Raw genomic sequence first — 25784 nt, 5'->3', positions numbered from 1 at the left:
TTCACGCTGTCTCACAGGAGCTGACTCACAGGCTGTCTCACAGGATCGGGCGAAGCGATGCTTGGATCGACCCACGGCACCCTCACCACCGACTCCCGACGGGCCCGGGCCATCGCCTGCGGCGAACGGTCCGGACCCGCCGTGCACGCCCGTCAGGGCGAGGCGGGCGACCTGGACGTCAGCGGACGCCCACTGCACGCCGACGTCCCCGACCTGGACCGGTTCTTCCGCCCGGAGTCGGTGGCCGTCGTCGGCGCCTCCGACGAGGAGGGACGGCCGAACGCCGGGATCACCCGCCGACTGGCCGGCTGGACGGCCCGGACCGGCGCCCGGCTGCACCCCGTGAACCCCGGCCGCCGCACCGTCCTGGGCCTGCCCTGCGTGCCGTCCGTGGCCGACCTGCCCGAGCCGGTCGACCTGGCCGTGGTGCTGGTCGCCGACCCCCTGCCGGTGGTCCGCGAGCTGGCCGCGGCCAAGGCCAGGTTCGCCGTGGTCTTCGCCTCCGGGTTCGCGGAGACCGGCGCCGAGGGGGCCGCCGCCCAGGACCGGCTGGCCGCCGCCGTCGAGGGGACCGGCATGCGGCTGCTGGGGCCCAACACCAACCTGAACGCCTTCGAACACTTCCGGGACGACCTCGACGGCCCCGCCATCGCGCTCGTCACCCAGTCCGGGCACCAGGGCCGGCCCGTCTTCGCCCTCCAGGAGAACGGTGTCCGCCTCTCCCACTGGGCCCCCACCGGCAACGAGGCCGACCTGGAGAGCGCCGACTTCCTCTCCTACTTCGCCGAGCGGCCCGAGGTCGGCGCGATCGCCGCGTACCTCGAAGGGCTGAAGGACGGCCGCGCCTTCCTGCTCGCCGCCGACCGGGCGGCCCGGCGCGGGGTGCCGGTGGTCGCGGTCAAGGTCGGCCGCACCACGGCCGGCGCCCGCACCGCCGCCTCCCACACCGGCAAGCTGACCGGCGCGGACGCGGTGGTGGACGCGGCGATGCGGCAGTTCGGCGTGATCCGGGTCGACGGGCTCGACGAACTCCAGGACACCGCGGCCCTGCTGGCGCGGGCCCGGCCGCCGCGCGCCGACGGGGTCGCCGTCTACGCGATCTCGGGCGGCACCGGCGCGCACGTCGCCGACCTGGCGGCGGCGGCCGGGCTGCGGCTGCCGGTGCTGTCCGAGGCCCGGCAGGCCGAGCTGCACCAGTGGATCCCGCCCTACCTGAACGTGGCCAACCCGGTCGACAGCGGAGGCCACCCCGTGGGCGACGCGCGGGGCCGGAGGATCATCGACGCGATCCTCGACGACCCGGAGGTGGGCGTCCTCGTCTGCCCGGTGACCGGGCCCTTCCCGCCGCTGAGCGACCGGCTGGTGGCCGACCTGGTGGCCGCGGCCGAGCGCACGGACAAGCTGGTCTGCGTGGTGTGGGGCTCCCCGGTCGGGACCGAGCCCGCGTACCGGGACGTGCTGCTCCGCTCGTCGCGGGTGGCCACCTTCCGCACCGTCGCCAACTGCCTCACCGCGGTCCGCGCCCACCTCGACCACCACCGCTTCGTCACCGGCTACCGCTCCCCCTTCGACGAGGCACCCCGCACTCCCTCGCCGTCCCACCGCAAGGCGCGGCTGCTGATGCGTCCCGGTGAGCGGCTGAGCGAGCACGCGGCGAAACAGCTCCTGCGGGCCTACGGGATCCGCGTGCCCCGCGAGCAGCTGGTCACGAGCGCGGCGGCCGCGGTTCGGGCGGCCGGGCTGGTCGGTTACCCGGTGGTGATGAAGGCGTCCGGCGGGCGCATCGCCCACAAGACGGAGCTGGGGCTGGTGAAGATCGGGCTCACCTCGGCCAGCCAGGTCCGCGACGCCTACCGCGAGCTGACCGACATCGCCCGCCACGAGGACATCGCGCTGGACGGGGTCCTGGTCTGCCAGATGGTCGACCCGGGCGTGGAGATGGTCGTCGGGGTGTCCCGGGACGAGCTGTTCGGGCCGACCGTGACGGTGGGACTCGGCGGGGTGCTGGTGGAGGTGCTGCGGGACACCGCCGTGGCCGTGCCGCCCTTCGGGGAGGCGCAGGTGCGGGACATGCTGGCGGGCCTGCGGGGCCGGGCCCTGCTCGACGGGGTGCGGGGCCGCCCGGCGGCGGACGTGGACGCGCTCGTCGAGGTGGTCCTGCGGGTGCAGCGCATGGCGCTGGAGCTGGAGGACGACCTGGCGGAACTCGACCTGAACCCGCTGGTGGTGCTGCCGCACGGCCAGGGCGCGGTGGCCCTGGACGCCCTCGCCGTCTGCCGCTGACCCGCCCACCGGCGTCGTGCCGCCGGACGCCGGGGGGCCGGCGTCCCCGCGCCTCGCCCGCCCGATGCCCGCCCCTGCCTCCTCCCCCCTGCCCGCCACGAAGGGACCCCCGCATGCCCGACGCCCCCCGCAACCCCCCGACCCCGTCCGACACCTGGATCCGGCACTCCACGGACCACCACGTCACCCGGATCACCCTCAACCGTCCCGAGGCCCTCCACGCCCTCACGCCCGGTCTGCGCGACCGCCTCGTCGCCCTGCTCGGGGACGCCTCCGCCGACCCCGAGGTGCGGGCCGTCGTCCTCACGGGCACCGGTCACGCCTTCTGCGCCGGGGCCGACCTGCGCGGCGCCGCACCCGCCGGGGAGCGCCGGGCCGGTGACGTGGCCCGGACCCTCCGCCTCGGCGCCCAGCGGCTCGTGGCCGCCGTGCTGGACTGCGAGAAGCCTGTCGTGGCCGCCGTCAACGGCACCGCGGCGGGCCTCGGCGCCCACCTCGCCCTCGCCTGCGACCTGGTGCTCGCGGCCCGCTCCGCGCGGTTCATCGAGGTGTTCGTGCGGCGCGGTCTGGTGCCGGACGCCGGGGGCGCCTATCTGCTGCCCCGGCTGATCGGCCCGCAGCGGGCGAAGGAGCTGATGTTCTTCGGCGACGCGCTGTCGGCCGCGGACGCCGAACGCCTGGGCCTGGTCAACCGGGTGGTGCCGGACGAGGAACTGGCCAAGACCGCCGGTGAGTGGGCCGGCCGGCTCGCCGCCGCCCCCACCCGGGCCCTCGCCCTCACCAAGCAGCTCGTCAACGCCTCCCTCGACACCGACCGCGCGACGGCGTTCGCCGCCGAGGCATCCGCGCAGGAGATCAACATGACGACACGGGACGCCCGGGAGGGACTGGAGAGCTTCACCGCCCGGCGCACCGCGCGGTTCCGGGGCTGGTGACCGCCTCCGGTCCGCCGTGCCGCACCCCTTCCCATCTGACGGGTCGTCAGTTTTCATGGGGGGTGTGATGGGACATGCGGGCATGGCCGCCGCGGCGGTCCGCCACCTCAGGTCGGCCGGGCGCCCCGGCGCCGTCGTCGAGGCGCTCCCCGCGCCGGAGCTGCGGTGCGTACGGGAGGACGAGCGGGCGCCGGTCGGGCAGGCCGAGTTCCGGCGGGTGCTGGGCGGCTTCGCGACCGGGGTGACCGTCGTCAGCGCCCTCGACGAGGAGGGCCCGGCCGGCTTCGCCTGCCAGTCCTTCGTGTCCCTCTCCCTCGACCCGCCCCTGGTCGCCTTCATGGTGGGCCGCACGTCCACGACCTGGCCGCGCATCGCGCGCGCGGGCGCGTTCTGCGTGAACGTCCTGGCCGCCGGACAGGCCGGCCTGTGCCGGGCGTTCGCGGTGAGCGGGGCGGACAAGTTCGCGGGCGTGGCGTACGACGCGGCCCCGGTGTCCGGTGCCCCGCGCCTGGCCGGCGTCCTCGCGTGGGTCGACTGCACCGTCCACGCCGTGCACCCCGGCGGCGACCACCTCATCGTCGTGGGCCGGGTGGACGCCCTGGGCGCCGCCGACGAGGAGCGGGACCCGCTGCTCTTCCACCGGGGGCGCCTTTGGGAGGGCACGGACCGCGAGGGCTTCTAGGCCGGCGCCCCCGCGGGCGGCTCCGGGCGGCGGCGGATCACCAGCGCCATCAGCGCCGCCGCCGCGCACAGGGCGCCCGAGGCGTACCGGACCACGTCGTAGGAGCCGAACACGTCCCGCGCCACGCCCCCGAGGAAGGCGACGAGGGCCGCGCCGACCTGGGTGCGAGGCGAGCACCCAGCCGAAGACGATCGCGCTGTCGTCCCCGTAGTGCTCGCGGCACAGGTGCCGCCGCACCGCGACGGCGGGCGGGCCCAGTACATCGAGCGTCCGGTCCCCGACCCGCAGCAGGCGTCCACCACGCGGGCCCGCGCCTGGGCGCTGGAGCGGCTGCACGAGCCGATCCAGCTGCGCGACATGGCGGCGCGGGAGGCGAGTTCGGTGCGCACCTTCACCCGCCGGTTCCGGGAGGAGGCCGGGGTCGGTCCCGGTCAGTGGCTGACCCGGCAGCGGGTGGAACGGGCCAGGCATCTGCTGGAGTCGACCGACCGGTCCGTGGACCAGGTGGCCCGGGACTGCGGCTTCGGCACGGCGCAGTCCATCGGCAGCACCTTCGGGCGGCGCTCGGGGTGACCCCGACCGCCTACCGGCGCACGTTCCGCACCGGCGGCGGGCTCGGTACGGCTGCCCCGGCCTCCCGGGCCGTGGCGCCCGCGCCCGCCGCCGTCAGAACGTGAGCACCGCGCGGGCCACCCGGCCCGCCTCCGCCTCCGCGCGGGCCTGGTCGAAGTCGTCGACCGGGTAGGTGCGGGTGACGAGTTCGTCGAGGAGGAGCCGGCCCTGCCGGTACAGCTCGGCGTACAGGGCGATGTCCCGCTGCGGGCGGGAGGAGCCGTAGCGGCAGCCCAGGATGGACTTGTCCAGGTACATCGCGGAGACCCGGAAGGCCGCCTCGGCGTCGGCGGGCGGGACCCCGAGGAGCACCGCCTGGCCGCGCCGGTCCAGGGCGTCGACGGCGCGCCGGATCAGGTCGGTGCGGCCGACGCACTCGAAGGCGTGGTCGACGCCCGCCGGGAGGAGGTCGCGGACGCCGTCCGTCGAGGTGAGGAAGTGGGTCGCGCCGAAGCGGCGGGCCGCCTCCTCCTTCGCGGGGTTGGTGTCGACCGCGACGATCCGCAGGGCGCCCGCCAGCCGGGCGCCCTGGAGGACGTTGAGGCCGACGCCGCCGGTGCCGATGACCAGGACGCTGTCGCCGCGCTCCACCCGGGCCCGGTTGAGGACGGCGCCCACGCCGGTCAGCACGGCGCACCCGATGAGCGCGGCGGACGGCAGCGGCACGTCGTCGGGGACGCGCACCGCCTGCACCGCGCGGACGACGGTGCGCTCGGCGAAGGCCGAGGTGGCGGCGAACTGGTGCACCGGCTCCCCCCGGCGGGTGAAGGGGCGGCCCGGGCGGCCGATCGCCCTGCGGCACATCGTCGGCCGACCCCGGCCGCAATCGGCGCAGGTGCCGCAGCTGGCCAGGGTGGACAGGGCCACGTGGTCGCCGGGCGCGACGTGGGTGACGCCCTCCCCCACGGCCTCCACCACCCCGGCCCCTTCGTGGCCCAGCACCACCGGCACGGGGAAGGGGATCGTGCCGTCGGCCACGGACAGGTCGCTGTGGCACAGCCCGGCCGCCGCGATCCGCACCCCCACCTCGCCCGGGCCCGGCTCCCGCACGCCGAGGCCGTCGGCCACCTCGATCCGCTTCCCGTCGAAGATCACGCCCTTCATCACGCGGCTCCCTCGGGTGTCCTGGGCAGGCCGAGCACCCGCTCGGCGATGATCGTGCGCTGGATCTGGTCCGAGCCGCCGTAGATCGTGTCGGCCCGCGAGAACAGGAACAGGTGCTGGTCGGCGTCGAGGGCGTAGGGCGCGGCGGGCGTCCAGTCGGCGGGGCCCGCGCCCGCCGCCGCGCCGCGTACCCGCACCGCGAGCTCGCCCAGCCGCTGGTGCCAGCCGGCCCACAGCAGCTTGGCCACGCTGGGCGCGCCCGGGTCGCCCGGACCGCCCAGGGTGCGCAGGGCGTTGAAGCGCATCACCCGCAGTTCCGCCCACAGCCGCACCAGCGCGTCCCGCACGACGGGGTCGTCGGCGGCGCCGGTGGCGCGGGCGGTGCGCACCACGCGCGCGAGTTCCCCGGCGAAGCCGATCTGCTGGGCCAGGGTGGACACGCCCCGTTCGAAGCCGAGCAGGCTCATGGCGACCCGCCAGCCGTTGCCCTCGCCGCCGACGACGTGTGCGGCACGCGCCCGCGCGCCGTCGAAGAAGACCTCGTTGAAGTCGCCGGCGCCGGTGAGCTGGCGGATGGGACGGACCTCGACGCGGCCGGGCTGGTCCATGGGAACGAGGAGGAAGCTGAGCCCGTGGTGGCGGCGGGCGGCGGGGTCGGTGCGGGCCAGCACGAAGCACCAGTCGGCCTCGTGGGCGAGGGAGGTCCAGATCTTCTGCCCGGTGATCCGGTAGGTGTCCCCGTCCCGTACGGCCGTGGTGCGCACTCCGGCGAGGTCGGAGCCGGCGCCCGGTTCGCTGTAGCCCTGGCACCACAGTTCCGCGCCGGCCGCGACGGGCGGCAGGAAGCGGGCCTTCTGGGCGTCGGTGCCGTGGGCGAGGAGGGTGGGGGCGAGCAGCTTCTCGCCGATGTGCCCGGAGCGGGCGGGGGCGCCGGAGCGGGCGTACTCCTCGGCCCAGACGACCTGTTGGGTGAGGGTGGCGGTGCGGTTGCCGTAGCCGTCCTCGGGCCAGCCGAGGCCGATCCAGCCCGCCCGGCCGAGGGTGCGTTCCCAGGCACGGCGGTCCTCCCCGGCGGCCGGGGCGTGCGCCGCGAGCCAGGCCCTGGCCTCCGTGCGGAAGGCCTCGTCCTCCTCGGTGAGCGCGAAGTCCACGCCGGTCTCCTCTCAACGCGGGGCGGGCGCACGTGCGGTGCGGGTCCGCGGGTCACTGGGCGTTCGGCCGGCGGCCCTCCCGGGCGGCCCGCTCCATCGCCGTCACGTGCTCCAGGAGCGGCATCGGGTCGGTGCCGACCGTCGTGGGCAGGGCGTCGGCGATCCGCTCGGGCGTCCAGGCGCCCTCGGCGTAGGCGGCGCGCAGTTCCCGCGGCTGGGCCCACACGGCGATCCTGGGGCCCGCGATGGTGTACACCTGGCCGGTGACGCCGGCCTCCCGGGCCCGGTCCGACAGCAGGTAGACCACCAGGGCGGCGACGTCCTCCGGTTCGCCGATCCCGGCCAGTTCGGTGGGGACGCCCGCCGACATCCGCGTACGGGCCACCGGGGCCACGGCGTTGGCGGTCACGCCGTACTTGTGCAGGCCCAGGGCGGCGCTGCGCACCAGGGAGATGACGCCGCCCTTGGCCGCGCTGTAGTTGGCCTGGGAGACCGAGCCCTGGTGGTTGCCGCTGGTGAAGCCGATGAGGGTGCCGGAGCGCTGGGCGCGCATCAGGGCGGAGGCGGCGCGGAACACGGTGAAGGTGCCCTTGAGGTGGGTGGCGAGGACGGGGTCCCACTCCTCCTCGGTCATGTTGAACAGCATCCGCTCGCGCAGGATCCCGGCCACGCAGACCACCCCGTCGAGCCTGCCGTACGCCGACCGCGCGGTGTCGGCCACGCGCTGCCCGCCCGCCATGGTGGAGATGTCGTCGGCGACCGCGACGGCGTCCCCGCCGGCCGCCCGGATCTCCTCGGCCACGGCGTCGGCGACGTCACTGGCCGGGTCCGCGCCGTCGACGCCGACGCCGTAGTCGTTGACGACGAGGCGGGCGCCCTCGGCGGCCGCCGCGAGCGCGACCGCGCGGCCGATGCCGCGCCCTGCTCCGGTGACGGCGACGACCTTGTCCGACAGGAAGTTCCCCACGCCGGTCCCCTTCCCGTTCCACGGTTTCTGACGGACCGTTAGATATCTCGTACCGATGGTCGGCCCGCCGGACGGCGGGCACAAGCCCCCGGGAGGACCGATGTCGCTGCCGGACGCGTTCCATGCCATCGCCGCACGCGTGAACAACTGGGGCCGCTGGGGGGCCGACGACGAACTCGGCACCCTGAACCTGATCACCGACGAGGTGGTCCGCGCGGCGGTGGCCTGCGTCGGCCCGGGACGGCGGGTGCCGCTCGCGGTGCCGCTGCGGCGGGACGGGGTGCAGACCGGCGCGATCCCGGGCCGGGTCGACCCGCTGCACGCGATGGTGCAGCTGAACCAGGAGCTGTTCGGGCCCGGCACGGTCGCCTGCAGCGACGACGTGGTGACCATGGGGCTCCAGGCGGGCACCCACTGGGACGCGCTGGCCCACGTCTCGCACTCGGGGCGGCTCTACAACGGCCGCCCGGCCGGCACCGTCACCGCGCACGCCGGTGCCGCCTTCGCCTCGATCGCGGCCGTGCGGCACCTGGTCTCCCGGGGGGTGCTGCTCGACGTGGCGCGGGCGCGCGGCACCGGCCGCCTGCCCGGCGGGCACGCGGTCGTCCCGGAGGACCTGGAGGCGGCCGAGGAACTGGCCGGGGTCCGGGTGGCCGGCGGGGACGTCGTGCTGGTGCGGACCGGGCAGATGCGGCTGCTGCTGGCCGGGGACCGCCACGCGTACGCGTATCCGTCGCCCGGGCTGTCGATCCGCACCCCGGAGTGGTTCCACGCGCGCGACGTGGCGGCGGTCGCGGCCGACACGCTCACCTTCGAGATCTTCCCGCCGGAGGTGGCGGACCTGTGGCTGCCGGTGCACGCCCTGCACCTGGTGGAGATGGGCATGCCGCAGGGCCAGAACTGGAACCTGGAGGAGTTGTCCACAGCCTGTGGAGAAACCGGCCGCTACGCCTTCCTGCTGGCGGCGACGCCCGAGCCGTTCACCGGGGGCACCGGAGCGCCCGTGGCACCGGTCGCCGTGCTGTGAGGGCCCGCCGCGACCCCGGGGTGACGTCGGCGGCGGTGCGGCGCCGACATGCCCCGAGCACGGCCCTTCCGCACCGCCGTTCCGACTCCGGCGTTCCCGCCCGGCCCCGCGCAGGGGCACCGACGCCGTGTCACGACCCGCACTCGCCGAGGAACTCCGTCACCGAGGCCCTCGCCGTCCCCTCGCGGCGGATCGCTGAGAACCAGAGTGGTGAGCCGGTCACGTCACGTCAACACCGATTGGCACGCATCCGTCCGGTTCGTCACGGATGCCGGGTTCGCCGCCCGCCGCGCACGGATGCACGCCCGGCGCACCGCGCAACGCCCCGCCGCACACCGCCGCCCCGCCGTGCACCCGTGCACCGGGGTGGCCGGCGCGGGCCCATACCGGGACGCGGGACGCGGGACGCGGGGCCTGGGGCGGCTACACCGCCTCGTACGCCAGCCCGTCGTACGTCGTCACCGCGGTGGCGCCGCAGGCGGGAGCGGAGTCTCCGGGGCGCGCGCAGCGGTCGAGTTCGCACCAGATGCGCTTGCCGGTGCCCTCGGAGCTCCAGCCCCAGCGGTCGGCCAGGCCGTCGACGAGGGCGAGTCCGCGCCCGCCGGTCGCCTCGCCGTCCACGCAGCGCGGCACCGGCGCCCGGCCGCTGCGGTCGGCCACCTCCAGCCGGACGGTGGCCTCCTCGCCCGGCTCGCCCGGCAGGGACAGGCACAGGACCGCCGGACAGCCGGTGTGCACCACGGCGTTGGTGACGAGCTCCGACACGAGCAGGATCAGCGTCTCCGCGAGCGGCTCGTCGGGCTCTATGCCGGAACCGGCCAGTCGCGAGCGGGCCCACCGCCGGGCACGCCCCACCTCGGCGGGGTCGGGCCGGATATCCAGCTGCACTCGAAGCACCTGCACCGCTCACACCATCCGAACCGGCGGACACTTAGGCTCGCGCCTCACGTAGGCCACGATCGTAGCCATTTCCTGCATGGCCAGAACAACGGCCGGGGCAGGGATCACGGACCGTGAATCCCTTGTGGCACAGCATGGTTGACGTACAGTCACCCCAACAAGCGCTTCGGGCATATTCCAGCGCGAAGGAGTACCCGTGGGGCATACTGTGCGACGCCCGCCCCGGGGAGTCGAACAGGCGGCGGCAACAGGCCCGGCCACCCGGCGAGCAGGGGCAGACACCAGCGGATCCGGCGCGGCCCCGAGGGCAACTCCGGTGCGGTGCGTGCTCATAACCACTCGCATCCCACACAAGGTACCGGAGCGGACGCCCGGCGACAGGCCGTGACGAGTCCCGCGCAGGGCACAAGAAGGTATCAACGCTGCGTGACCCCCCGATGCCACGATCCGTGACATCTCCCGGCCCTCAGCGCGGCGGAGCCGTGGGAATGCGCAGACGGGAGGTCCGTTCAGGCGCCGTCGGCGAGCAGATCCGCCGCCAGCCGTTCCTCACTCTCCGTGGTACCGCCCGCACGGTGGGTCCGGAGCCAGGCCCGCTTGAGGTGCAGATGGACCTCCGACTCCCAGGTGAAGCCCATGCCGCCGTGCACCTGGAGGCAGTCCCGCGCGGAGCGCACGGCGGCCCGGTCGGCGAGCAGCCGGGCGGCGGCGATGTCCACCGGGTCGGCGGTGACGGCGGCCGCGTAGACCGCGGCGCGGGCCGTCTCGGCGCGCACCAGCATGCCCGCGCACAGGTGGGCAACCGCCTGGAAGGCCCCGACGGGCCGCCCGAACTGTTCGCGGGTCCGGGCGTGTTGCGTCGCCAGCTCGCACACCCGGGTCGCGGTGCCCAGCTGCTCGGCGGCGGTGAGCAGCTCCGCCACGGAATCGGGGGCGGCCGGCCGTCCGCCCCGGATCCGGTGCAGCGGCGTCAGCGGGTCCAGCGAGCGCAGCGGCTCGGCCCCGGCCGGGTCACCGAGCACCACGTCCGCCTCCGCCCGCCACTCCACGAGGCCGCCGTCGACGGCCGCGACCACGGTCTCGCCCGTCGCAGCCCCCGGTACGGTCCCGGCCGCGAGGTGGGTCGCGATCAGCGGTCCGGGCAGCAGCGCGCGCCCGGCCTCCTCGAACGCCAGCACCGCCTCCGGCAGTCCGAGGCCGACCCCGCCGTCGGCCTCCGGCAGCCGCAGCGCGAAGAAGCCGGCCTGGCCGAGCGCGCGCCACAACGACCGGTCGAGCCGCGGCGGTCCGCCGGCGCCGGCCGCGGCCCGCAGCGGCCCGGGGCCGAACCGGCGCTCCAGCAGCCCCCGTACGCCCTCGCGCAGGGCCCGCTGGTCGTCGGTGAGGCAGAAGCGCACGGTCAGCGTCCCTTCGGCAGGCCGAGGATGCGCTCGGCGACGATGCCGTACTGGATCTGGGAGGTCCCGGCGGCGATCGTGTAGGACAGCGACGTCAGCCGGTCCCGGGTCCAGTCGCGGCCGAGGTCGAGGCTGTCGGGGCCGAGGACGTCCGCGGCGGCGTCGTACAGCTCCTGACGGGCGTGCGAGTAGCGCAGCTTGAAGACCGAGCCGGAGGCGCCGGGGACGGCCCCGCCCGCCTGCGCCGCGCTCACGTTCCACTGGATGAGCCGCCACAGCGCGCGGAACTCGGCGTGGAGCGCGCCCAGCCGGCGCCGCAGGACGGGGTCGTCCCAGCGGCCGGTGCGGCGGGCCTCGGCGGCGAGTGCGGCCAGGACGCGGCGGCAGGCCACCACCTCACCGGCGAAGGCGGTGCCGCGCTCGAAGGAGAGCGTCACCATGGTCACCCGCCAGCCGTCGTTCTCCTCGCCGACGCGGTACGCGGCCGGCACCCGCACCTCGTCGAGGAAGACCTCGGCGAACTCCGCCGTCCCGGCCAGGGTGCGCAGCGGCCGGACGGTGACGCCGGGGGCGTCCATGGGCATCGCCAGCCAGGTGATGCCGCGGTGCCGGGGCGCGTCGGGGTCGGTGCGCACCAGCAGTTCGCACCAGTCGGCGACCTCGGCGTGCGAGGTCCAGATCTTGGATCCGCTGACCACGTAGTCGTCGCCGTCCCGCCGGGCGCGGGTGCGCAGCGCCGCGAGGTCGGATCCCGCGCCCGGTTCGCTGAAGCCCTGGCACCAGACCTCCTCGCCGCGCAGGATCGGCGGCAGCCAGCGGGCCCGCTGCGCGGCGGTGCCCTCCGCGGCGATGGTGGGGCCGGCGTGCAGCAGTCCGACGAAGCCCGCGCCCACGTAGGGCGCTCCGGCCCGCTCGGTCTCCTCCAGGAAGATCAGGTGCTGGGCGGGGGTGGAGCCCCGGCCGCCCGCGTCCGCCGGCCAGTGGAGTCCCGCGTATCCGGCGTCGTGCAGCATCCGCTGCCAGCCGAGGTCGTGGGCGCGGCGGCCCGGCCAGTCGCCGGGGTCCGGCTCGGGCGGCAGCGTGGGCAGCACCTCGGCCAGCCACGCGCGCAGTCCGGCGCGGAACTCCGCCTCCCGCGGGGTGTCCGACAGGTCCATGGCCGCCGCCCCGGCTACGGGCGGGAGCCGGCGCCGGGACCGCGGCCCGCGCCCGGGGCGTCCGCCGTGTCCAGGTCCAGGCCCAGCATGCGGATGGCGTTGCCGCGCATCAGCTTGTGGACGGTCTCGTCGTCGAGGCCCCGCACGTGGTCGAGGGCGACCTCCTTGGTGTGCGGGAAGGTCGAGTCGACGTGCGGATAGTCGGTCTCGAAGGTGGCGTTGTCCCGGCCGACGGTGTCGAGCGAGGCGATGCCGTGCTTGTCGCGGAAGAAGCAGCAGTAGATCTGCCGGTAGTAGTACACCGACGGCGGCTCGGGCACGGTGTCGCGGACCCCGCCCCAGGCGCGGTGCTCGCGCCACACGTCGTCGGCGCGCTCCAGGGCGTACGGGATCCAGCCCATCTGGCCCTCGCTGTAGGCGAGGGTGAGCCGGGGGAAGCGCACCAGGACCCCGCTGAAGAGGAAGTCCGTCATGGAGGCCATGGCGTTGTTGAAGGACAGCGTGGCCTGCACGGCCGGCGGGGCGTCCGGGGAGGCGGCCGGCATCTGCGAGGACGAGCCGATGTGCATGTTGACGACGGTGCCGGTGTCCTCGCAGGCGGCGAAGAAGGGATCCCAGTGGCCCGAGTGGATGGACGGCAGGCCGAGGTGGGTGGGGATCTCGGAGAAGGTGACGGCCCGCACCCCGCGCGCGGCGTTGCGCCGGATCTCGGCGACCGCGAGCTCCACGTCCCACAGCGGGATCAGGCACAGCGGGATCAGCCGCCCGCCGCTGTCCCCGCACCACTCCTCGACCATCCAGTCGTTGTAGGCGCGCACGCAGGCCAGGGCGAGGTCCTTGTCGCGGGCCTCGGCGAAGGTCTGGCCGCAGAAGCGGGGGAAGGTGGGGAAGCACAGGGACGCCTCGACGTGGTTGAGGTCCATGTCCTTGAGCCGTTCCGCCGGGTCCCAGCAGCCGGGCCGCATCTCGGCCCGGGTGATGCCCTCCAGGGTCATCTCGTCGCGGTCGAAGCCGACGGCGGCGATGTTGCGCTTGTACGGGAACTGAAGGTCCTCGTAGATCCACCAGTCGGCGGGCGGGCCGTCGGGGTCCATCGTGATCCGGTACCTGCCGCCCACGTAGGCGAGTTCACCGATGCCGGCGGTCAGCGGGCGGGGGCCGCGGTCCCGGTAGCGGGACGGCAGCCAGGTCTCGAAGAGGTGCGCGGGCTCGATCACGTGGTCGTCGACGCTGATGATGCGGGGCAGTTCGGCCATGGTCCCCTCCGCCGGAGCTCGGATCTGATGACCCGTCAGATAGTGCCGCTGCGCGCAGGCTAGCCCCGCACCCCTGGACCGGCAAGGCGGTGCGTCCTACGCTCTGCGCACCGATCTGACTGACCGTCAGGTCCATGCCGCAGGGGGCCGTCATGTCCGACACCGCGCACGCCCTGAGCACCTCCCGCACCCTCTGGGACCTCCTCGACGCCCGCGCCCGGCTGACGCCCGGCCGGCCCGTGTTCCTCCAGGACGGCCGCGTCCTGACCTTCGGCGCCCTGCGCGAGCGGGCGGAGCGGGTGGCGGCCGGCCTGCACGCCCTGGGGGTGCGCCCGGGCACGGTCGTCGCCTGGCAGCTGCCCACCCGCCTGGAGACGGTCCTGCTCACCTTCGCGCTGGCCCGCCTCGGCGCCGTCCAGACCCCGGTGATCCCCTTCCACCGGGACCACGAGGTCGGCTTCGTCCTGCGCGCGTCGGGGGCGGAGTTCTTCGCGGTCCCGGGCACCTGGCGCGGCCACGACCACACGGCGATGGCCCGCCGGCTGGGCGCGCGCGGCGTGCTGGAGGTCGGCGACGCGCGTGACCTGCCCGACGGCGACCCGGCCGTGCTGCCCGCCCCGCCCTCCGACGGCACCGAGGTCCGCTGGATCTACTGGACCTCCGGCACCACGTCCACCCCCAAGGGCGTCCTGCACACCGACCGTTCACTGATCGCGGGCGGCTCCTGCCTGGCCCACGCGCTGCGCCCCACGGCGGCCGACGTCGGCTCCATCGCCTTCCCCTACGCCCACATCGGCGGACCCGACTACACCGTGATGCTGCTGCTGTACGGCTTCCCGGCGGTGCTCTTCGAGCACTTCGCGCTGCCGGAGGCGCTGGCGGAGTACCGCGCCCACGGGGTGACCCTGGCGGGCGGCTCCACGGCCTTCTACGCGATGTTCCTCGCCGAGCAGCGGGCCCGGCCCGGCGAGCCGGTGGTGCCGACGCTGCGGCTGCTGGCGGGCGGCGGCGCGCCCAAGCCGCCGGAGCTGTACCACGCGGTGGTGCGCGAGATGGGCGTCGCCCTCGCCCACGGCTACGGCATGACCGAGGTGCCGATGATCACCATGGGGTCCCCGGACGACAGCCACGAGCAGCTGGCGACGACCGAGGGCCGCCCCCCGGAGGGGATGGAGATCCGGATCGTGGACGGCGAGGTGCGGCTGCGCGGGGAGGCGGTGTGCCGGGGCTACCTGGACCCGGCGCAGACGGCGGAGGCGTTCGACCCGGACGGCTTCCTGCGCACCGGTGACCTCGGCCACCTCACCGACGACGGCCACCTGGTGCTCACCGGACGGCTCAAGGACGTGATCATCCGCAAGGGCGAGACCATCTCGGCCAAGGAGATCGAGGACCTGCTGCACGCGCACCCGGCGGTCGGCGACGTGGCCGTGATCGGCCTGCCGGACAGCGGGCGCGGGGAACTGGTGTGCGCGGTGGTCGAGCGCGCGCCCGGGGCGGGCACGCCGACGCTCGGGGAGGTGACCGCGTTCCTCCGCGCGGAAGGGCTGTCGGTGCACAAGCTGCCGGAGCGGCTGGAGGTGGTGGACGCCCTTCCGCGCGGACGGACGCTGCGCAAGGTGCTCAAGTACGAGCTGCGCGAGCGCTACGCGGGGACCTCGGCATGACGGTGCCCCGCCCGGGGGCGGGGCACCGACGGCCGGGAGGTCTACTCGGGGACGGTGAAGTAGCGGGCGAAGGACCGGACGACCTCGTCCTCGCCGATCCGGCCGTCGCCGTCCGTGTCCAGCGTGGCCGCCGCGGTGCGGGCGAGGTCGTCGGTGACGCCGAGCGCCACGAGGACGCGGGCCGTCTCCTCGACGGTGGCCCGGCCGTCGCCGTCGCCGTCCGCCACGGCGAGGGCCGCCTGCAGGAAGGGCCGCGCGATCTCGCCGAACCGGTCGGGGTTGTCGCGCAGTCGCTTCAGCGCACCGTTCACGAATTCCTCGCGGGTGATGCGCTGGTCGCCGTCGCGGTCCGCGATTCCGGCCATGCCCTGCCAGAACGCCTCCGCGCCGCCGTAGAGGGACTGTCCCCGGTCGGAACGGGCCGCGACGCCGAACTCCGCCAGCAGCGCCTTCGCCGCGTGGCTGAAGTCCTCGCGGTCGATGTAGCCGTTGCCGTTCTGGTCGAACGTGGCGAATCGGTCCGCGATCCTGCGGTCGTGCTCGCTGGTGACCATGTCTCTTTCAGGCCGCCTTAAGTCAGTGGGGTCTTCTCGTCCGGAGCGTACGTCGTACGGGACGGTCCCGGGGAACGGATACCGCACCTGTGCCAGGACCGGGGGCATTCCGCGACCACCCCGTTGCTCCGGGCGGGGTGCGCGGTGCCCGGGCCGGAGCGGGGGGCGCGCGGCCGGAGCCGAGGGCGCGGGGCAGGAGAGCACCGCGGCACGGCGGGCCGCCGCGGCGCCGGGCGGGCGGGACGCGGAAACCGGTCGCTCGTCCCGGTCCGGGTGCGGGCCGGCGGTCAGGCCGACAGCGGGCGGGCGTCCTCGTCCACGGCGGAGGGCACGTCCGGGTGGATGTCGAAGAGGCGGCGCACGCCGAGTGCGCCGAGCACTTTGTTCACGTGGCTGCCGTCCGCGGCGCCGCGGGCGGGCAGGATCAGCCGGAGCTCACCCCCGCAGGACCGCAGCAGCCGCCGGGCGCCTATGAGCACACCGACCCCGCTGGAGTCGCAGAACCACACGTCGGAGAGGTCGAGGACGACACTGTGCCGGCCGTCCGCCACGGCGTCGTGCACCCGTTGGCGCAGCACCGGGGACGTCATCAGGTCCAGTTCGCCCGACACCCGGAGCACGGCCCATGCGCCCTGCTCCCCGTCGGTCACTGTGAAGGTCACCACCACGCCCTTCGCTCGCCGAAACGGAAGCAGTCCCTACGCTTCCTTGCAGCGCGGCTGCCCACCGGCCGTTTCCCTGAAACGCGAGCACAGAAACGGTTACCGAACAGAAAAGGCTTGATTCAGTCGCATTCGATCCTAATCGATCGGTTCTGATCGCGTGCAGGGGGGTAGGGCCTCTTACCACTCAGGGCCGCGCGGGGGGCGCACATTGCCACAAAGGGGCGTGCGTCCCTGGTGACGCCGACTACATTCGGGACCACCAGGCAACAAGGGGTGAGGGGGCCGCATGACCGAACGGAACGTACCGCCCCGCTGGGACCGCACCATGCAGCAGCGGCTCACGCGCGGGGAGGCGGCCGCCCTCGGCGAGCTCTACGACCGGTTCGCCTCCCTCGTGCACGGCCTCGCGCACCGCGTCCTCGGCGACGAGCGCGCCGCCGACGCCGTCACCCGGGACGTCTTCACCCACGTCTGGGAGCACCCGGACGCCTACGACCCCCGGCAGGGCCCGCTGCGCGGCTGGCTCGCCGGGCTCGCCCACCGGCTGGCCGTACAGCGGCTGCGCGTGACGGAGACCGCCGCGCTCGCCCGGGGCGGCCCGGGCACGACGGAGGAGCTGGAGCACAAGGTGCGCCACGCCTCGGTGGCCGCCCGCGCCGACTACATCGTCCAGTCCATGCCGGTGCCGCTGCGCGCCGCGCTGGAGCTCGCCTACTTCCAGCGGCGCGACTACCGGCAGACCGCCGCCGACCTCGGCGTCACCGAGGACGAGGCCCGTCGCCGGCTCCGGCTGGGGCTGCAACTGCTCTCCACGGCCCACGACACCGAGGCCCCGGGCGGCCCGCCCGGCATCGGGGGTGCGGCATGACCGGCGACCACCTCGACCCCGGAGACGGCCCCGGGCACGCCCTCCGGCCCGGCGCCGGGCCGGAGGGCTACGGACACGGCACCGCGGGCACCGGCACGGGCCCGGGAAACGGGACGGACGGTACGGACCCGGGAAACGGGACGGACGGTACGGACCCGGGAAACGGGACGGACGGTACGGACCCCGGCCCGCCCGGGAGCGCTCACTCCCCCACCGGCCTACCGCCCGCCGCCGACACCGCACCGCCCGCCGGTCCCCCGCCCTCCGCCGGGGGCGGCGAGCGGCCTGCGCCCGCCGCCGGGGCGTCCGGCGTCGTCCCCCGGCCGGCCCCGGCCGTCCTCGACCACCGGGTGCTGACGTCCCTGCTGGGCGCCTGGGCGCTGGCCGCCTGTGCACCGGAGGAGGCGGCGGCCGTCGAGGACCACCTGGGCGAGTGCGGGTCCTGCGCCGACGAGGCCCTGCGGCTGCGCGAGGCGGTCGGTCTGCTCCAGCGCCCCGAGAGCCTCGACCTCGACCCCGGCCTGCGCACCCGCGTCCTCGACTCCTGCCTGGAACGCCGCCCGCCGCGCATCCCGGTCCCCGACTGGGCCGCCGCCTACGATGCCGAGACCGCGCGGCTGGACGCGCTGCTCCAGGACTTCGGCGACGCCGAGTGGCACGCCCCCGTCCGGCTGCGCTGGTACCGGGCCGACGAGGCGACCGTCCGCCGAACCACCGTGGCCGGCGTGATCGCGCACCTGCTGACCGTCGACGGGATGGTCGCCGTCGCCCTCGGACTCGACGACCCGCTCGGCGAGGTCGCGGCCGAGCGGCCCACCCCGGCGTCCCGCACCGAGGCGTACTGGCGGGCGGCCCACGTCCCGCACACCCGCTCGGTGCGGGCACCCTGGCGGGAACAGACCCACAACCTGGTGCGGACCGTGTCCTTCACCGGGGGCCGGACCGGCGGCCTGCCGGTGCCCTACGGGGACTTCGAACTGCCCCTGCACGACGCCATGCTGGATCGCGCCTTCGAGTGCTGGGTGCACGCGGAGGACATCGCGGAGGCCGTCGACTACCCCTACGACCCGCCCACCGGACGGCACCTGCACCGCATGGTCGACCTTGCGGCCCGGATGCTGCCCAGCGTGCTGGAGGCGCGCCGCCGGTCCGGGCTGGCCGCCCCCGTCGGACGGCACCTGGTCGCCGCCGGTGAACCGGGGCGCAGCCTGCGGCTGGAGATCGAGGGCTCCGGCGGCGGGGAGTGGCTGATCCCGCTCGACTCCCCGGCCGCGAAGGGCTCCGCCGAGCACGAGGTGGCGCACGTCGCCCTCGACGGCGCGGAGTTCTGCCGCCTGGCCGCCGGACACGTCACCCCGCAGGAGGCGGCGGCCGGGCAGGTCGGCGACCGGGAGGCGATCCGGGACGTGCTGTACGCGGCGGCGAGCCTGAGCCGCATGTGACCGGCCCGCCGGCGGCGGGCGCCGGGCCGGCCGGTGGCTAGCCGGCCGGTCGTTGGCTGGACGGCCGGCCGGTGGTTGGCCGGCCGGTCGTTGGCTAGCCGACCGGCCGGTGGCTAGGCGAAGACGACCGTGCGGCGCCCGTTCAGCAGGATCCGGCGCTCCGCGTGCCACTTGACCGCGCGGGCCAGGGCCTGGCACTCGACGTCGCGGCCGATGGCGACCAGCTGGTCGGGGGAGACGTCGTGGCCCACCCGCTCGACCTCCTGCTCGATGATCGGGCCCTCGTCGAGGTCGGCGGTGACGTAGTGCGCGGTGGCGCCGATCAGCTTCACGCCCCGGGCGTGTGCCTGGTGGTACGGCTTGGCGCCCTTGAAGCTGGGGAGGAAGGAGTGGTGGATGTTGATGATCCGCCCGGAGAGCTGCTTGCACAGGTCGTCCGACAGCACCTGCATGTAGCGGGCGAGGACGACCAGTTCGACCCGCTCCTCGCGGACGATCTCCAGCAGCTTCGCCTCGGCCTCGGGCTTGGTGTCCTTCGTCACCGGGATGTGGTGGAAGGGGATGTTGTAGGAAGCCACCAGCTCGGCGAAGTCGGTGTGGTTGGAGACCACTCCGGCGATCTCCACCGGCAGCGCCCCGGTCCGCGCCCGGAACAGCAGGTCGTTCAGGCAGTGCCCGAACCGGCTCACCATCAGCAGGATGCGCATCTTCTCGTCGGCCCGGTTGATCTGCCAGTCCATCTGGAAGGCGTCACCGATGGCCGCGAAGCTGGCCCGCAGCTTCTCCACCGTCACCGGGGCCTCGGCGGAGAAGTGGACCCGCATGAAGAACAGTCCCGTGTCGTGGTCGCCGAACTGCTGGCTGTCCTCGATGTTGCAGCCGGTCATGAACAGGTAGCTCGACACGGCGTGCACGATGCCCTGCTTGTCGGGGCAGAACAGGGTGAGGACGTACTGGTCGGCCGGGGCCTCGGCTCGGGTGGACTGCTCGCTCATGCGGGCAAGGGTCCCATACGACGGCGCCCGGCCGACGGGCCGTTCCGCTACGCGGACCGCGTCAGGATGTGCAGCACCTCGAGGGTGCTCGGCGGGGTGTCGGGGTCCTCGCCGTCGCTCGCCGCCATCCGCACGTGCGCGTCCCGGGCCGCCCGCACTGCCTCCGGCCAGCCCGGGTGCTCCAGGTAGGCGGTGACGGGCGCGTCCGGGCCCACCTGGTGCATGATCCGCAGCACCCGCAGCACCGCCGTGTCGACGAGCGCCGCCTCCTGGGAGTCGCGGAAGATCGTGCCCACGTACTTCTCGGCGGACCAGTTGTCCAGCCAGGTGTCCTCGACGAGCCGGTAGACCGCGTCGGTGACGTCCCCGTAGCCGTCCACCCCGGCCAGCCAGACGTCCCGCTGGAACCCGGGGTCGGAGAGCATGTGCAGCGCGGAGCGCACATTGCTGCGCCAGCGCCACCACGGCATGTCGTTGAGTGGCATGCCGCCCATGGTGGACGAGCGACGGCCGCGACGGGAAGTGTTCTCCGAACCCTGCACGGTCGTCGATCGTACGTTTCCGCCCTCCGCGCCCGGCACGGGACCCCGCAATTCACCTCCGCGTCACCGGGCGTCGACCGAGGGTCATCGCCGGGTTGGCCGGGTGAGGGAATCGTGCAGGGCCATGACCGGCAGGCGACCCATCCGCAGCAGCGTCCTCTCCCGTCTCCTCCCCCGGCGCATCAGATCCGGCGCGCCGGCCACCGGGGCACTCGCGCTGTGCGCGGCGCTCGTCGCGGGCTGCGGGGTCGTCCCCGGTGCCACGGGGGGCTCCGGGGACGCCCCGATCACCGTCATGACCTGGGCGCCGGAGAAGACCGGCGCCACCGACAAGCCCGGCATGCCCGCCTTCGCCCGGGCCTACGCCCGCTGGGTCAACGAGCGCGGCGGCCTCGACGGCCGCCCGCTCAGGGTCCTGACCTGCAACGAACGCAACGACAGCGTCACCGTGGCGCGGTGCGCCCGGCGCGCGGTCGAGGAGGACGCGGTCGCCGTGGTGGGCTCCTACAGCCAGCACCCCGACGCCTTCCTGACCACCCTGGAGGGCGCCGGCATCCCCTACATCGGCGGCTACGGCCTCACCGACGACGAGTTCACCAGCCCGCTGTCCTACCCCGTCAACGGCGGCCTGCCCACGCTGCTCGCCGGGCTCGGCCGCACCCTCGCCGACCGGTGCGGGCCGGTCGCCCTGGTCCGGCCCGACACGATCGCCGGCGACCGGCTGCCCGCCCTGCTCGACGCGGGCCTCCGGGCGGGCGGCCACGCCCCGACGGGGGACCGCGCGGCACCGGAGGACGCCACCTCCTACGACGACGAGGTGCGCCACGCCCTGGAAGGGGCCGCCACCGGACCCGGCCGGCCGGGGTGCGTGGTGCCCGCGCTGGGCGACGGCACGCGCACCTTCATGGACTCCTTCCGCCGGGCCCGCCGGGCGTTCCCCGAGGTGCGCACCGGGAGCGTGCTGGGCAGCGTCGACCAGAGCACCGTCGACGCGTCCGGCGGGGCGTCCGGCCCCTACGAGGGGTCGTTCGTCACCGGCTGGTACCCGCACGCCGGTGACGCGCGCTGGGAACCCCTGAGGAAGGTCGTCGAGGAGTCCGCGTTCGGCGACAACCGCATCGACCCGGGCGACGCGGGCGTGCAGACGACCTGGATCGCGTACACGGTGCTGCGGCAGGTGGTCGAGTCGCTCGGCGGCGGGGAGGTGAGCGCCCGCACGGTGCGCGGAGCCCTGCGCAATGGCCTGGAGGTCACCACCGGCGGCCTCACTCCGCCCCTGAGCTGGTCCTTCCAGGGCAGGCTGGCCGCGGTCGGCTACCCCAGGCTGGCCAACGCGCAGGTGTCGCTGCAGGTGGTCCGGGACGGGCGGCTGGTGTCGGCCCGCGAGGACCTCACCGACGTGACGCGGACGCTGCTGGAGGCCGAGCTGTGAGGTGACGCCGGCGCGAGCGCGGTCGGGGCACCCCGCCCCGGATCCGGGCGGCGACGGGTCCGGCGGGGGGCCTGCCGGGATGCGGGCGGGGTGCGGGCGGCGGTTCGGCGAGGGTCCGGCCGCGGGATGCGGCCGCGGGGTGCGGGCGGGGGCTCGGCGAAGGGTCCGCCGCGGATCCGGCCGCGGGGCCCAGGCGGATTCGGACGGGGTCGGCGAAGGTCCGGCGAGGGTCCGGCGAGGGCCTGCCGGGGTGCGGGCCGGGTGCGGGCGAGGGTCCGCCGCGGGGTCCGGCCGCGGCATCCAGGCGGGATGCGGGCGGGGTTCGGTGAGGGCCCGGCCGCAGGATGCGGGCGGCGTGCGGGCGGGGGCTCGGCGAAGGGTCCGCTGCGGATCCGGCCGCGGGGCCCAGGCGGATTCGGGCGGGGTCGGCGAAGGTCCGGCGGGGACCTGCCGGGGTGCGGGCCGGGTGCGGGCGAGAGTCCGCCGCGGGTCCGGCCGCGGCATCCAGGCGGGATGCGGGCGGGGTTCGGTGAGGGCCCGGCGGCAGGATGGGCGGGGTGCGGGCGCCGCGGGGTCCGGGCGTGGTGCGGCGGCGTGCGAGCGGGGGTGCGGCGAGGGTCCGCCGCGGGATCCGGCCGGAGGTCAGGCGGGGGATCCGGCCGGAGGTCTGGCGGGCGGGGCTCACCCGGCCCGCCGCCGTGGCGCCGCCGTGGCGCCGGCGCGGCCCCCGCGCCGGTCACAGCTGGGTCGGCTGCCGCTCCGTGAGGCCGTACTGCTTGGCGATCGCGTTCCACAGCCGGGCGGCCTTGCCCTTCTCGACGGTGGCCGTGCCGCTGGCCCGGTTGCCGGCCCGGGTCTGCCCGGTGGTGCGGGCCTGGCCCTTCTTGCAGCCCCGCTTGCCGGCCGTCTGGTCGGCCCAGGCCGCGTAGTGGTTGTCGGCCGCCTCGGACGCCCGCCAGGCCTTGGTGAGCGCGGTGGTCAGCGCCTGGTGGTCGGGCAGCTTGTCGACGGACAGCTCGGAGAGGTCGGTGACCAGCTGGTTGCGCTGCCCGGCCGCGTCCCGCAGGTCCTTGGCCGCCTTGGCCAGGTCCTTGCAGGACTTCACGTCGTTGACCGCGTTGATCACGGCTGTCCGGCTCTCGCCGCTGTGCGCGAGCAGCTTGTCCAGCTCGACGGCCTGCTGCCGCGCCGGGTCGACGCTCGGCGTGGGCGACGGCGGGGCGCTCGCGGGGGCCGTGGCGGAGACCGGCTGGTTGTCACCGCCCTTGTCGTCGCTCTCGCCCCCGCCGCCGAGCAGCGCGCCCGCGCCGACACCGAGGACGGCGATGCCGACGCCGACGGCGGCGAGCAGCGGCACCCGGGATCCGGTACGGCCGCCGCCCCGGCCGCCCCCGCCGCCCCCGCCGCCGGACCTGGGGGCTCGCCGGCCGCCGCCACCGCCCGGGCCGGACGGCGCGGGGGCGGCCCGGCCGGGCGCGGGGTGCTCGACGCGGGGCATCTGCTGGGTGGCCCCGGCCGGTCCGGAGTCGCTGCGGAAGAGGTTGTCGAACTCGGCGGGCGGCTGCCGGTGGGCGTCCTCGGCCGGCTGCCCGTAGGGGGCGGCGCCCTGGTCGGTCACCGGGGCGATGTACTGGGTGGCCTCGGCGTCCGGGTCGCCCGCGTGCGGGAGCGGACCGTGACCGGCCGCGCCGTGCGGGTGGTGGTGCCCCGGGTGGGGGGCGGGCTCGTGGCCGGCGGGCATCTCGGGCGGCAGCGCGCCCGGTCCCGCCGCGGGTATGGGCGGTATGTACTGCGTCGCGCCCTCGTCGGCGCCGGACGGCACCGGCGGCAGGAACTGGGTGGCCCCCTCCGCCCCGTCGGGGGCCCCGCCGGCGGGCCCGCCGGGGACGGGCGGCAGGTACTGGGTGGCACCCTCTGGCGCCACGGGCGGCAGGGGCGCGCCGGAGCCGTAGGAGTCGCCGGCCCCGTAGGCGTCGTAGGAGGCTCCGCCGTAGGCGCCCTGCGGGCCGTGGCCCGCTCCGGGGACGCCGTAGGCGTCACCTGCGTGGTGCGGGGCGGGCGTGCCGTATCCGGCGTCCGGGCCCTGGCCACGCGTGTCGTAGGGCGCCGGGGCGCCCTCGGGGGGCAGCGGGCCCGGGCCGCTCTGCCCGCCCTGACCGGCCCAGGCGGACTCCCCGGGGCCGCCCCACTGCTGCGCGGCGGGCGGGGCGGGGGACGAGGCCGGGGCCGGCGGCTGCCAGTCCTGAGCGGGCGCCGGTGCGGGCGCCTGGCCGGGCGCCGGTGCGGGCGCCTGCTGCCCCGGCCCCCACGGCTCGCCCCACGTCAGGCCGCCGGGCGGCGCCGACGGGGCCGGCTGGTCGCCCGGACCGCCCGGCGGAGGACCGGCCGGCGCGGCCGGTGCGCCGGACATGCCCGGCAACAGGGGCTCACCACCGTCGGAGGGCAGCACGATGCCTTCACGCGCGGGGCGCGCCGAGGGCTCCTCGCCCTGTCCACTCTGCGTCACCGGGACTCCTGCCAATGGGGGACCTCGTGAATCGTCGACTCACGCTACCGGGTCCCCCGAGCGCGGTGCCACGCAGCACGGGGCCCGCGCTCCTGCCCGGTGGAAGCAGTAACAAAACCACGTCACCGCACGCTGTTCATGGCCCCTTCCGGCACGTCAACTCCGCGATGACCGTGGGTACTCCGCAGTCCGCCGTGCGGTTACGGCCCCTTCACCCCCCTCACGCGGCCACGGGCAGGGCCGTGCGGGCACCGAACTCGCGGACCACCGGCTCCTCCCGGTACGGCTCCAGCCGTTGCCGCAGGTCCTCGACGTACTCGGCGCCCCGGTCGGAGCGCAGCCCGTCGAGGAGTTCGACCGCCTGCAGGCCCGTGCTGCACGCCTGCTCGATCTCCCTCTGCTGCACCTGGGCCGTGGCCAACAACACATAGCCGATCGCCCGCCGCCGCGCCCGCGACGGCGGATGCCCGGCCAGGGAGGCCCGCGCGCACCGCTCGGCGGCCTGGGCCTGTCCGAGGTCCCGGTGGCAGTGCGCCAACTCGTCGGCGAGGTACGCCTCGTCGAAGTGGGCGATCCACGCCGGATCGTCGCCGGAGGCCGGGTCGGCCACCTCCAGGGCACTCATCGCGCGCCCCGCGGACGTCTCCGCGGCGCGCGCGTCGCCCATCAGGGCGTGCCCGCGCGCCTCCGCCGCGTGGAACATCGACTCCGCGCGCGGGGTCACCCTGCCACGCGCGCCCTCCTGCGCGGCCCGCGCCAACTGCGCGATCTCGCGCGGGTTGCCGAGCTGCGCGGCGAGGTGGCTCATGGACGCGGCGAGCACATAGCCGCCGTAGCCCCGGTCACCGGCGGCCTGCGCCAGGCGCAGCGCCTGGATGTAGTAGCGCTGGGCGAGGCCGGGCTGGCCGGTGTCGACGGCCATGTACCCGGCGAGCTCGGTCAACCGGGCCACCACCGCGAAGAGTTCGCGGCCCACGGCCTCCCGGTAGGAGCCGGCGAGCAGCCCGGAGACGACGCTGTTGAGGTAGTGCACGACGACGGGGCGCACATGGCCGCTGCCGTACTGGTGGTCGAGGTCGACCAGGGACCGGGTCATGGAGCGCACGGCCTCGACGTCGGACCGGCCCACACGGGGTCCCGCCGAACGGGCCACCTGGGCGTCGGGCAGGGAGATCAGCCAGTCCCGGCTGGGCTCCACCAGGGCGGAGGAGGCGACGGAGGAGCCGGACAGGAAGTCCCGGCGTCCCACGTCGCTGCGCCACAGCTCACACACCTGCTCGATGGCGCCCAGTACCGTCGGCGAGAACTGGAGGCCCACTCCGGAGGCGAGGTTCTTGCCGTTGGCCATGCCGATCTCGTCGATCGTGACCGTGCGGCCCAGTTTGCGGCCCAATGCTTCCGCGATGATCGCCGGTGCCCGTCCGCGCGGCTGCTGACCGCGCAGCCAGCGGGCCACGGACGTCTTGTCGTACCGCAGGTCGAGGCCGTGTTCGGCCCCGCACATGTTGACCCTGCGGGCGAGGCCGGCGTTGGAGCATCCGGCCTCCTGGATGAGCGCCTGCAGCCGTTCGTTCGGCTGTCGCGCGACGAGTGGCCTCGCGGCCATGGCGTACCCCCTGCTGTCTCGGCGGCTCCGCGGCCG

General features: G+C 75.5%; 21 protein-coding genes and 2 pseudogenes. 9 read left to right on the top strand and 14 right to left on the bottom strand.

Annotated elements, in window-relative coordinates:
• Window positions 1-57: 57 nt before the first annotated feature.
• The 3 genes from ACIRPP_RS07290 (at window position 58) to ACIRPP_RS07280 (ending at window position 3900) form a co-directional block, all read left to right on the top strand.
• Entirely contained in the window at window positions 58-2283 is a 2226-nt protein-coding gene (locus ACIRPP_RS07290; RefSeq protein ID WP_403638725.1) for an acetate--CoA ligase family protein, read from the top strand.
• Between the two features lie 113 nt (window positions 2284-2396).
• Window positions 2397-3218: an enoyl-CoA hydratase/isomerase family protein gene (locus ACIRPP_RS07285; protein ID WP_403638723.1), complete on the top strand. Its 822-nt coding sequence runs from the start codon at window positions 2397-2399 to the stop codon at window positions 3216-3218.
• A 67-nt stretch (window positions 3219-3285) separates the two neighbouring features.
• Window positions 3286-3900 carry a flavin reductase family protein gene (locus ACIRPP_RS07280; RefSeq protein WP_403639165.1) on the top strand — a complete coding sequence of 205 codons (615 nt, stop codon included), beginning with the start codon at window positions 3286-3288 and terminating at the stop codon, window positions 3898-3900.
• Here ACIRPP_RS07280 and ACIRPP_RS07275 read toward each other — a convergent pair.
• A pseudogene (locus tag ACIRPP_RS07275) lies at window positions 3897-4125 on the bottom strand (MFS transporter); the annotation flags it as partial. The gene ACIRPP_RS07280 and the pseudogene ACIRPP_RS07275 sit on opposite strands and share 4 nt — an antisense overlap.
• On the opposite strand from ACIRPP_RS07275, the pseudogene ACIRPP_RS07270 reads away from it, so the two are divergent.
• Window positions 4126-4577, top strand: a pseudogene (locus tag ACIRPP_RS07270) (helix-turn-helix domain-containing protein); the annotation flags it as partial.
• Here the strand turns inward: ACIRPP_RS07270 and ACIRPP_RS07265 are convergent.
• From ACIRPP_RS07265 to ACIRPP_RS07255, 3 genes are read right to left on the bottom strand one after another with little or no spacing between them, the layout of a single operon-like run.
• A complete protein-coding gene (locus tag ACIRPP_RS07265) occupies window positions 4567-5616 on the bottom strand; it encodes a Zn-dependent alcohol dehydrogenase (protein ID WP_403638721.1) in 1050 nt (349 codons plus the stop codon). The pseudogene ACIRPP_RS07270 and the gene ACIRPP_RS07265 overlap by 11 nt on opposite strands.
• A complete protein-coding gene (locus tag ACIRPP_RS07260) occupies window positions 5616-6767 on the bottom strand; it encodes an acyl-CoA dehydrogenase family protein (protein WP_403638719.1) in 1152 nt (383 codons plus the stop codon). Before ACIRPP_RS07260 ends, ACIRPP_RS07265 begins: the two co-directional genes overlap by 1 nt.
• Before the next feature lie 52 nt (window positions 6768-6819).
• The gene (locus tag ACIRPP_RS07255; RefSeq protein ID WP_403638717.1) at window positions 6820-7734 is read right to left on the bottom strand and encodes an SDR family NAD(P)-dependent oxidoreductase; all 915 of its coding nucleotides are present in this window, start codon (window positions 7732-7734) and stop codon (window positions 6820-6822) included.
• A 100-nt stretch (window positions 7735-7834) separates the two neighbouring features.
• Between ACIRPP_RS07255 and ACIRPP_RS07250 the strand changes: the two genes are divergently transcribed.
• Window positions 7835-8761: a cyclase family protein gene (locus tag ACIRPP_RS07250; protein WP_403638715.1), complete on the top strand. Its 927-nt coding sequence runs from the start codon at window positions 7835-7837 to the stop codon at window positions 8759-8761.
• A 423-nt stretch (window positions 8762-9184) separates the two neighbouring features.
• Here the strand turns inward: ACIRPP_RS07250 and ACIRPP_RS07245 are convergent, their stop codons facing one another.
• From ACIRPP_RS07245 to ACIRPP_RS07230, 4 genes are all read right to left on the bottom strand, one after another.
• Window positions 9185-9649, bottom strand: a complete 465-nt coding sequence (locus ACIRPP_RS07245; RefSeq protein WP_403638713.1) for an ATP-binding protein — start codon at window positions 9647-9649, stop codon at window positions 9185-9187.
• Window positions 9650-10170: 521 nt separating this feature from the next.
• Window positions 10171-11058, bottom strand: coding sequence for an acyl-CoA dehydrogenase family protein (locus ACIRPP_RS07240; protein ID WP_403638711.1), 888 nt, complete (start codon window positions 11056-11058; stop codon window positions 10171-10173).
• 2 nt (window positions 11059-11060) lie between these two features.
• Window positions 11061-12215 carry an acyl-CoA dehydrogenase gene (locus ACIRPP_RS07235; RefSeq protein WP_403638709.1) on the bottom strand — a complete coding sequence of 385 codons (1155 nt, stop codon included), beginning with the start codon at window positions 12213-12215 and terminating at the stop codon, window positions 11061-11063.
• 14 nt (window positions 12216-12229) lie between these two features.
• Window positions 12230-13471 (bottom strand): amidohydrolase family protein, encoded by a 1242-nt coding sequence (locus ACIRPP_RS07230; protein ID WP_403638707.1) that lies wholly within the window; start codon window positions 13469-13471, stop codon window positions 12230-12232.
• A 152-nt stretch (window positions 13472-13623) separates the two neighbouring features.
• Between ACIRPP_RS07230 and ACIRPP_RS07225 the strand changes: the two genes are divergently transcribed.
• Window positions 13624-15138 carry a class I adenylate-forming enzyme family protein gene (locus ACIRPP_RS07225; RefSeq protein ID WP_403638705.1) on the top strand — a complete coding sequence of 505 codons (1515 nt, stop codon included), beginning with the start codon at window positions 13624-13626 and terminating at the stop codon, window positions 15136-15138.
• Window positions 15139-15179: 41 nt separating this feature from the next.
• On the opposite strand, the gene ACIRPP_RS07220 is transcribed toward ACIRPP_RS07225, so the two are convergent.
• Both ACIRPP_RS07220 and ACIRPP_RS07215 read right to left on the bottom strand, forming a co-directional pair.
• Window positions 15180-15692, bottom strand: coding sequence for an EF-hand domain-containing protein (locus ACIRPP_RS07220; RefSeq protein WP_403638703.1), 513 nt, complete (start codon window positions 15690-15692; stop codon window positions 15180-15182).
• 287 nt (window positions 15693-15979) lie between these two features.
• Window positions 15980-16360, bottom strand: coding sequence for an STAS domain-containing protein (locus ACIRPP_RS07215; RefSeq protein WP_164335287.1), 381 nt, complete (start codon window positions 16358-16360; stop codon window positions 15980-15982).
• Between the two features lie 283 nt (window positions 16361-16643).
• On the opposite strand from ACIRPP_RS07215, the gene ACIRPP_RS07210 reads away from it, so the two are divergent.
• Window positions 16644-17225 (top strand): RNA polymerase sigma factor, encoded by a 582-nt coding sequence (locus ACIRPP_RS07210; RefSeq protein ID WP_403638701.1) that lies wholly within the window; start codon window positions 16644-16646, stop codon window positions 17223-17225.
• Entirely contained in the window at window positions 17222-18667 is a 1446-nt protein-coding gene (locus tag ACIRPP_RS07205) for a zf-HC2 domain-containing protein (RefSeq protein WP_403638699.1), read from the top strand. The genes ACIRPP_RS07210 and ACIRPP_RS07205 overlap by 4 nt, the downstream gene beginning before the upstream one ends.
• Window positions 18668-18780: 113 nt before the next feature.
• Here the strand turns inward: ACIRPP_RS07205 and purU are convergent, their stop codons facing one another.
• Both purU and ACIRPP_RS07195 read right to left on the bottom strand, forming a co-directional pair.
• Window positions 18781-19662, bottom strand: a complete 882-nt coding sequence (purU, locus tag ACIRPP_RS07200; protein WP_403638697.1) for a formyltetrahydrofolate deformylase — start codon at window positions 19660-19662, stop codon at window positions 18781-18783.
• A gap of 47 nt (window positions 19663-19709) precedes the next feature.
• On the bottom strand, window positions 19710-20147 hold the full coding sequence (locus tag ACIRPP_RS07195; RefSeq protein WP_239063736.1) for a hypothetical protein: 438 nt from the start codon (window positions 20145-20147) through the stop codon (window positions 19710-19712).
• Between the two features lie 181 nt (window positions 20148-20328).
• Between ACIRPP_RS07195 and ACIRPP_RS07190 the strand changes: the two genes are divergently transcribed.
• Window positions 20329-21636, top strand: coding sequence for an ABC transporter substrate-binding protein (locus ACIRPP_RS07190; protein ID WP_403638695.1), 1308 nt, complete (start codon window positions 20329-20331; stop codon window positions 21634-21636).
• A gap of 736 nt (window positions 21637-22372) precedes the next feature.
• Here the strand turns inward: ACIRPP_RS07190 and ACIRPP_RS07185 are convergent.
• On the bottom strand, window positions 22373-24142 hold the full coding sequence (locus ACIRPP_RS07185) for a hypothetical protein (protein ID WP_403638693.1): 1770 nt from the start codon (window positions 24140-24142) through the stop codon (window positions 22373-22375).
• Window positions 24143-24362: 220 nt separating this feature from the next.
• On the bottom strand, window positions 24363-25748 hold the full coding sequence (locus tag ACIRPP_RS07180; RefSeq protein ID WP_403638692.1) for a transcriptional regulator: 1386 nt from the start codon (window positions 25746-25748) through the stop codon (window positions 24363-24365).
• Window positions 25749-25784: the final 36 nt, after the last annotated feature.

The organism is Streptomyces sp. NPDC101219 (assembly GCF_044767675.1).
Classification (GTDB): Bacteria; Actinomycetota; Actinomycetes; order Streptomycetales; family Streptomycetaceae; genus Streptomyces.
Note: the sequence above shows the minus strand (reverse complement) of the source record. Positions and strands in the feature narration are given on the sequence as shown.

Coding starts and splice junctions, on each gene's coding strand:
- ACIRPP_RS07180 (WP_403638692.1), bottom strand. CDS start 25,748: ATGGCCGCGAGGCCACTCGTCGCGCGACAGCCGAACGAACGGCTGCAG.
- ACIRPP_RS07195 (WP_239063736.1), bottom strand. CDS start 20,147: ATGCCACTCAACGACATGCCGTGGTGGCGCTGGCGCAGCAATGTGCGC.
- ACIRPP_RS07285 (WP_403638723.1), top strand. CDS start 2,397: ATGCCCGACGCCCCCCGCAACCCCCCGACCCCGTCCGACACCTGGATC.
- ACIRPP_RS07235 (WP_403638709.1), bottom strand. CDS start 12,215: ATGGACCTGTCGGACACCCCGCGGGAGGCGGAGTTCCGCGCCGGACTG.
- ACIRPP_RS07230 (WP_403638707.1), bottom strand. CDS start 13,471: ATGGCCGAACTGCCCCGCATCATCAGCGTCGACGACCACGTGATCGAG.
- ACIRPP_RS07190 (WP_403638695.1), top strand. CDS start 20,329: ATGACCGGCAGGCGACCCATCCGCAGCAGCGTCCTCTCCCGTCTCCTC.
- ACIRPP_RS07250 (WP_403638715.1), top strand. CDS start 7,835: ATGTCGCTGCCGGACGCGTTCCATGCCATCGCCGCACGCGTGAACAAC.
- ACIRPP_RS07265 (WP_403638721.1), bottom strand. CDS start 5,616: ATGAAGGGCGTGATCTTCGACGGGAAGCGGATCGAGGTGGCCGACGGC.
- ACIRPP_RS07220 (WP_403638703.1), bottom strand. CDS start 15,692: ATGGTCACCAGCGAGCACGACCGCAGGATCGCGGACCGATTCGCCACG.
- ACIRPP_RS07205 (WP_403638699.1), top strand. CDS start 17,222: ATGACCGGCGACCACCTCGACCCCGGAGACGGCCCCGGGCACGCCCTC.
- ACIRPP_RS07290 (WP_403638725.1), top strand. CDS start 58: ATGCTTGGATCGACCCACGGCACCCTCACCACCGACTCCCGACGGGCC.
- purU (WP_403638697.1), bottom strand. CDS start 19,662: ATGAGCGAGCAGTCCACCCGAGCCGAGGCCCCGGCCGACCAGTACGTC.
- ACIRPP_RS07280 (WP_403639165.1), top strand. CDS start 3,286: ATGGGACATGCGGGCATGGCCGCCGCGGCGGTCCGCCACCTCAGGTCG.
- ACIRPP_RS07210 (WP_403638701.1), top strand. CDS start 16,644: ATGACCGAACGGAACGTACCGCCCCGCTGGGACCGCACCATGCAGCAG.
- ACIRPP_RS07225 (WP_403638705.1), top strand. CDS start 13,624: ATGTCCGACACCGCGCACGCCCTGAGCACCTCCCGCACCCTCTGGGAC.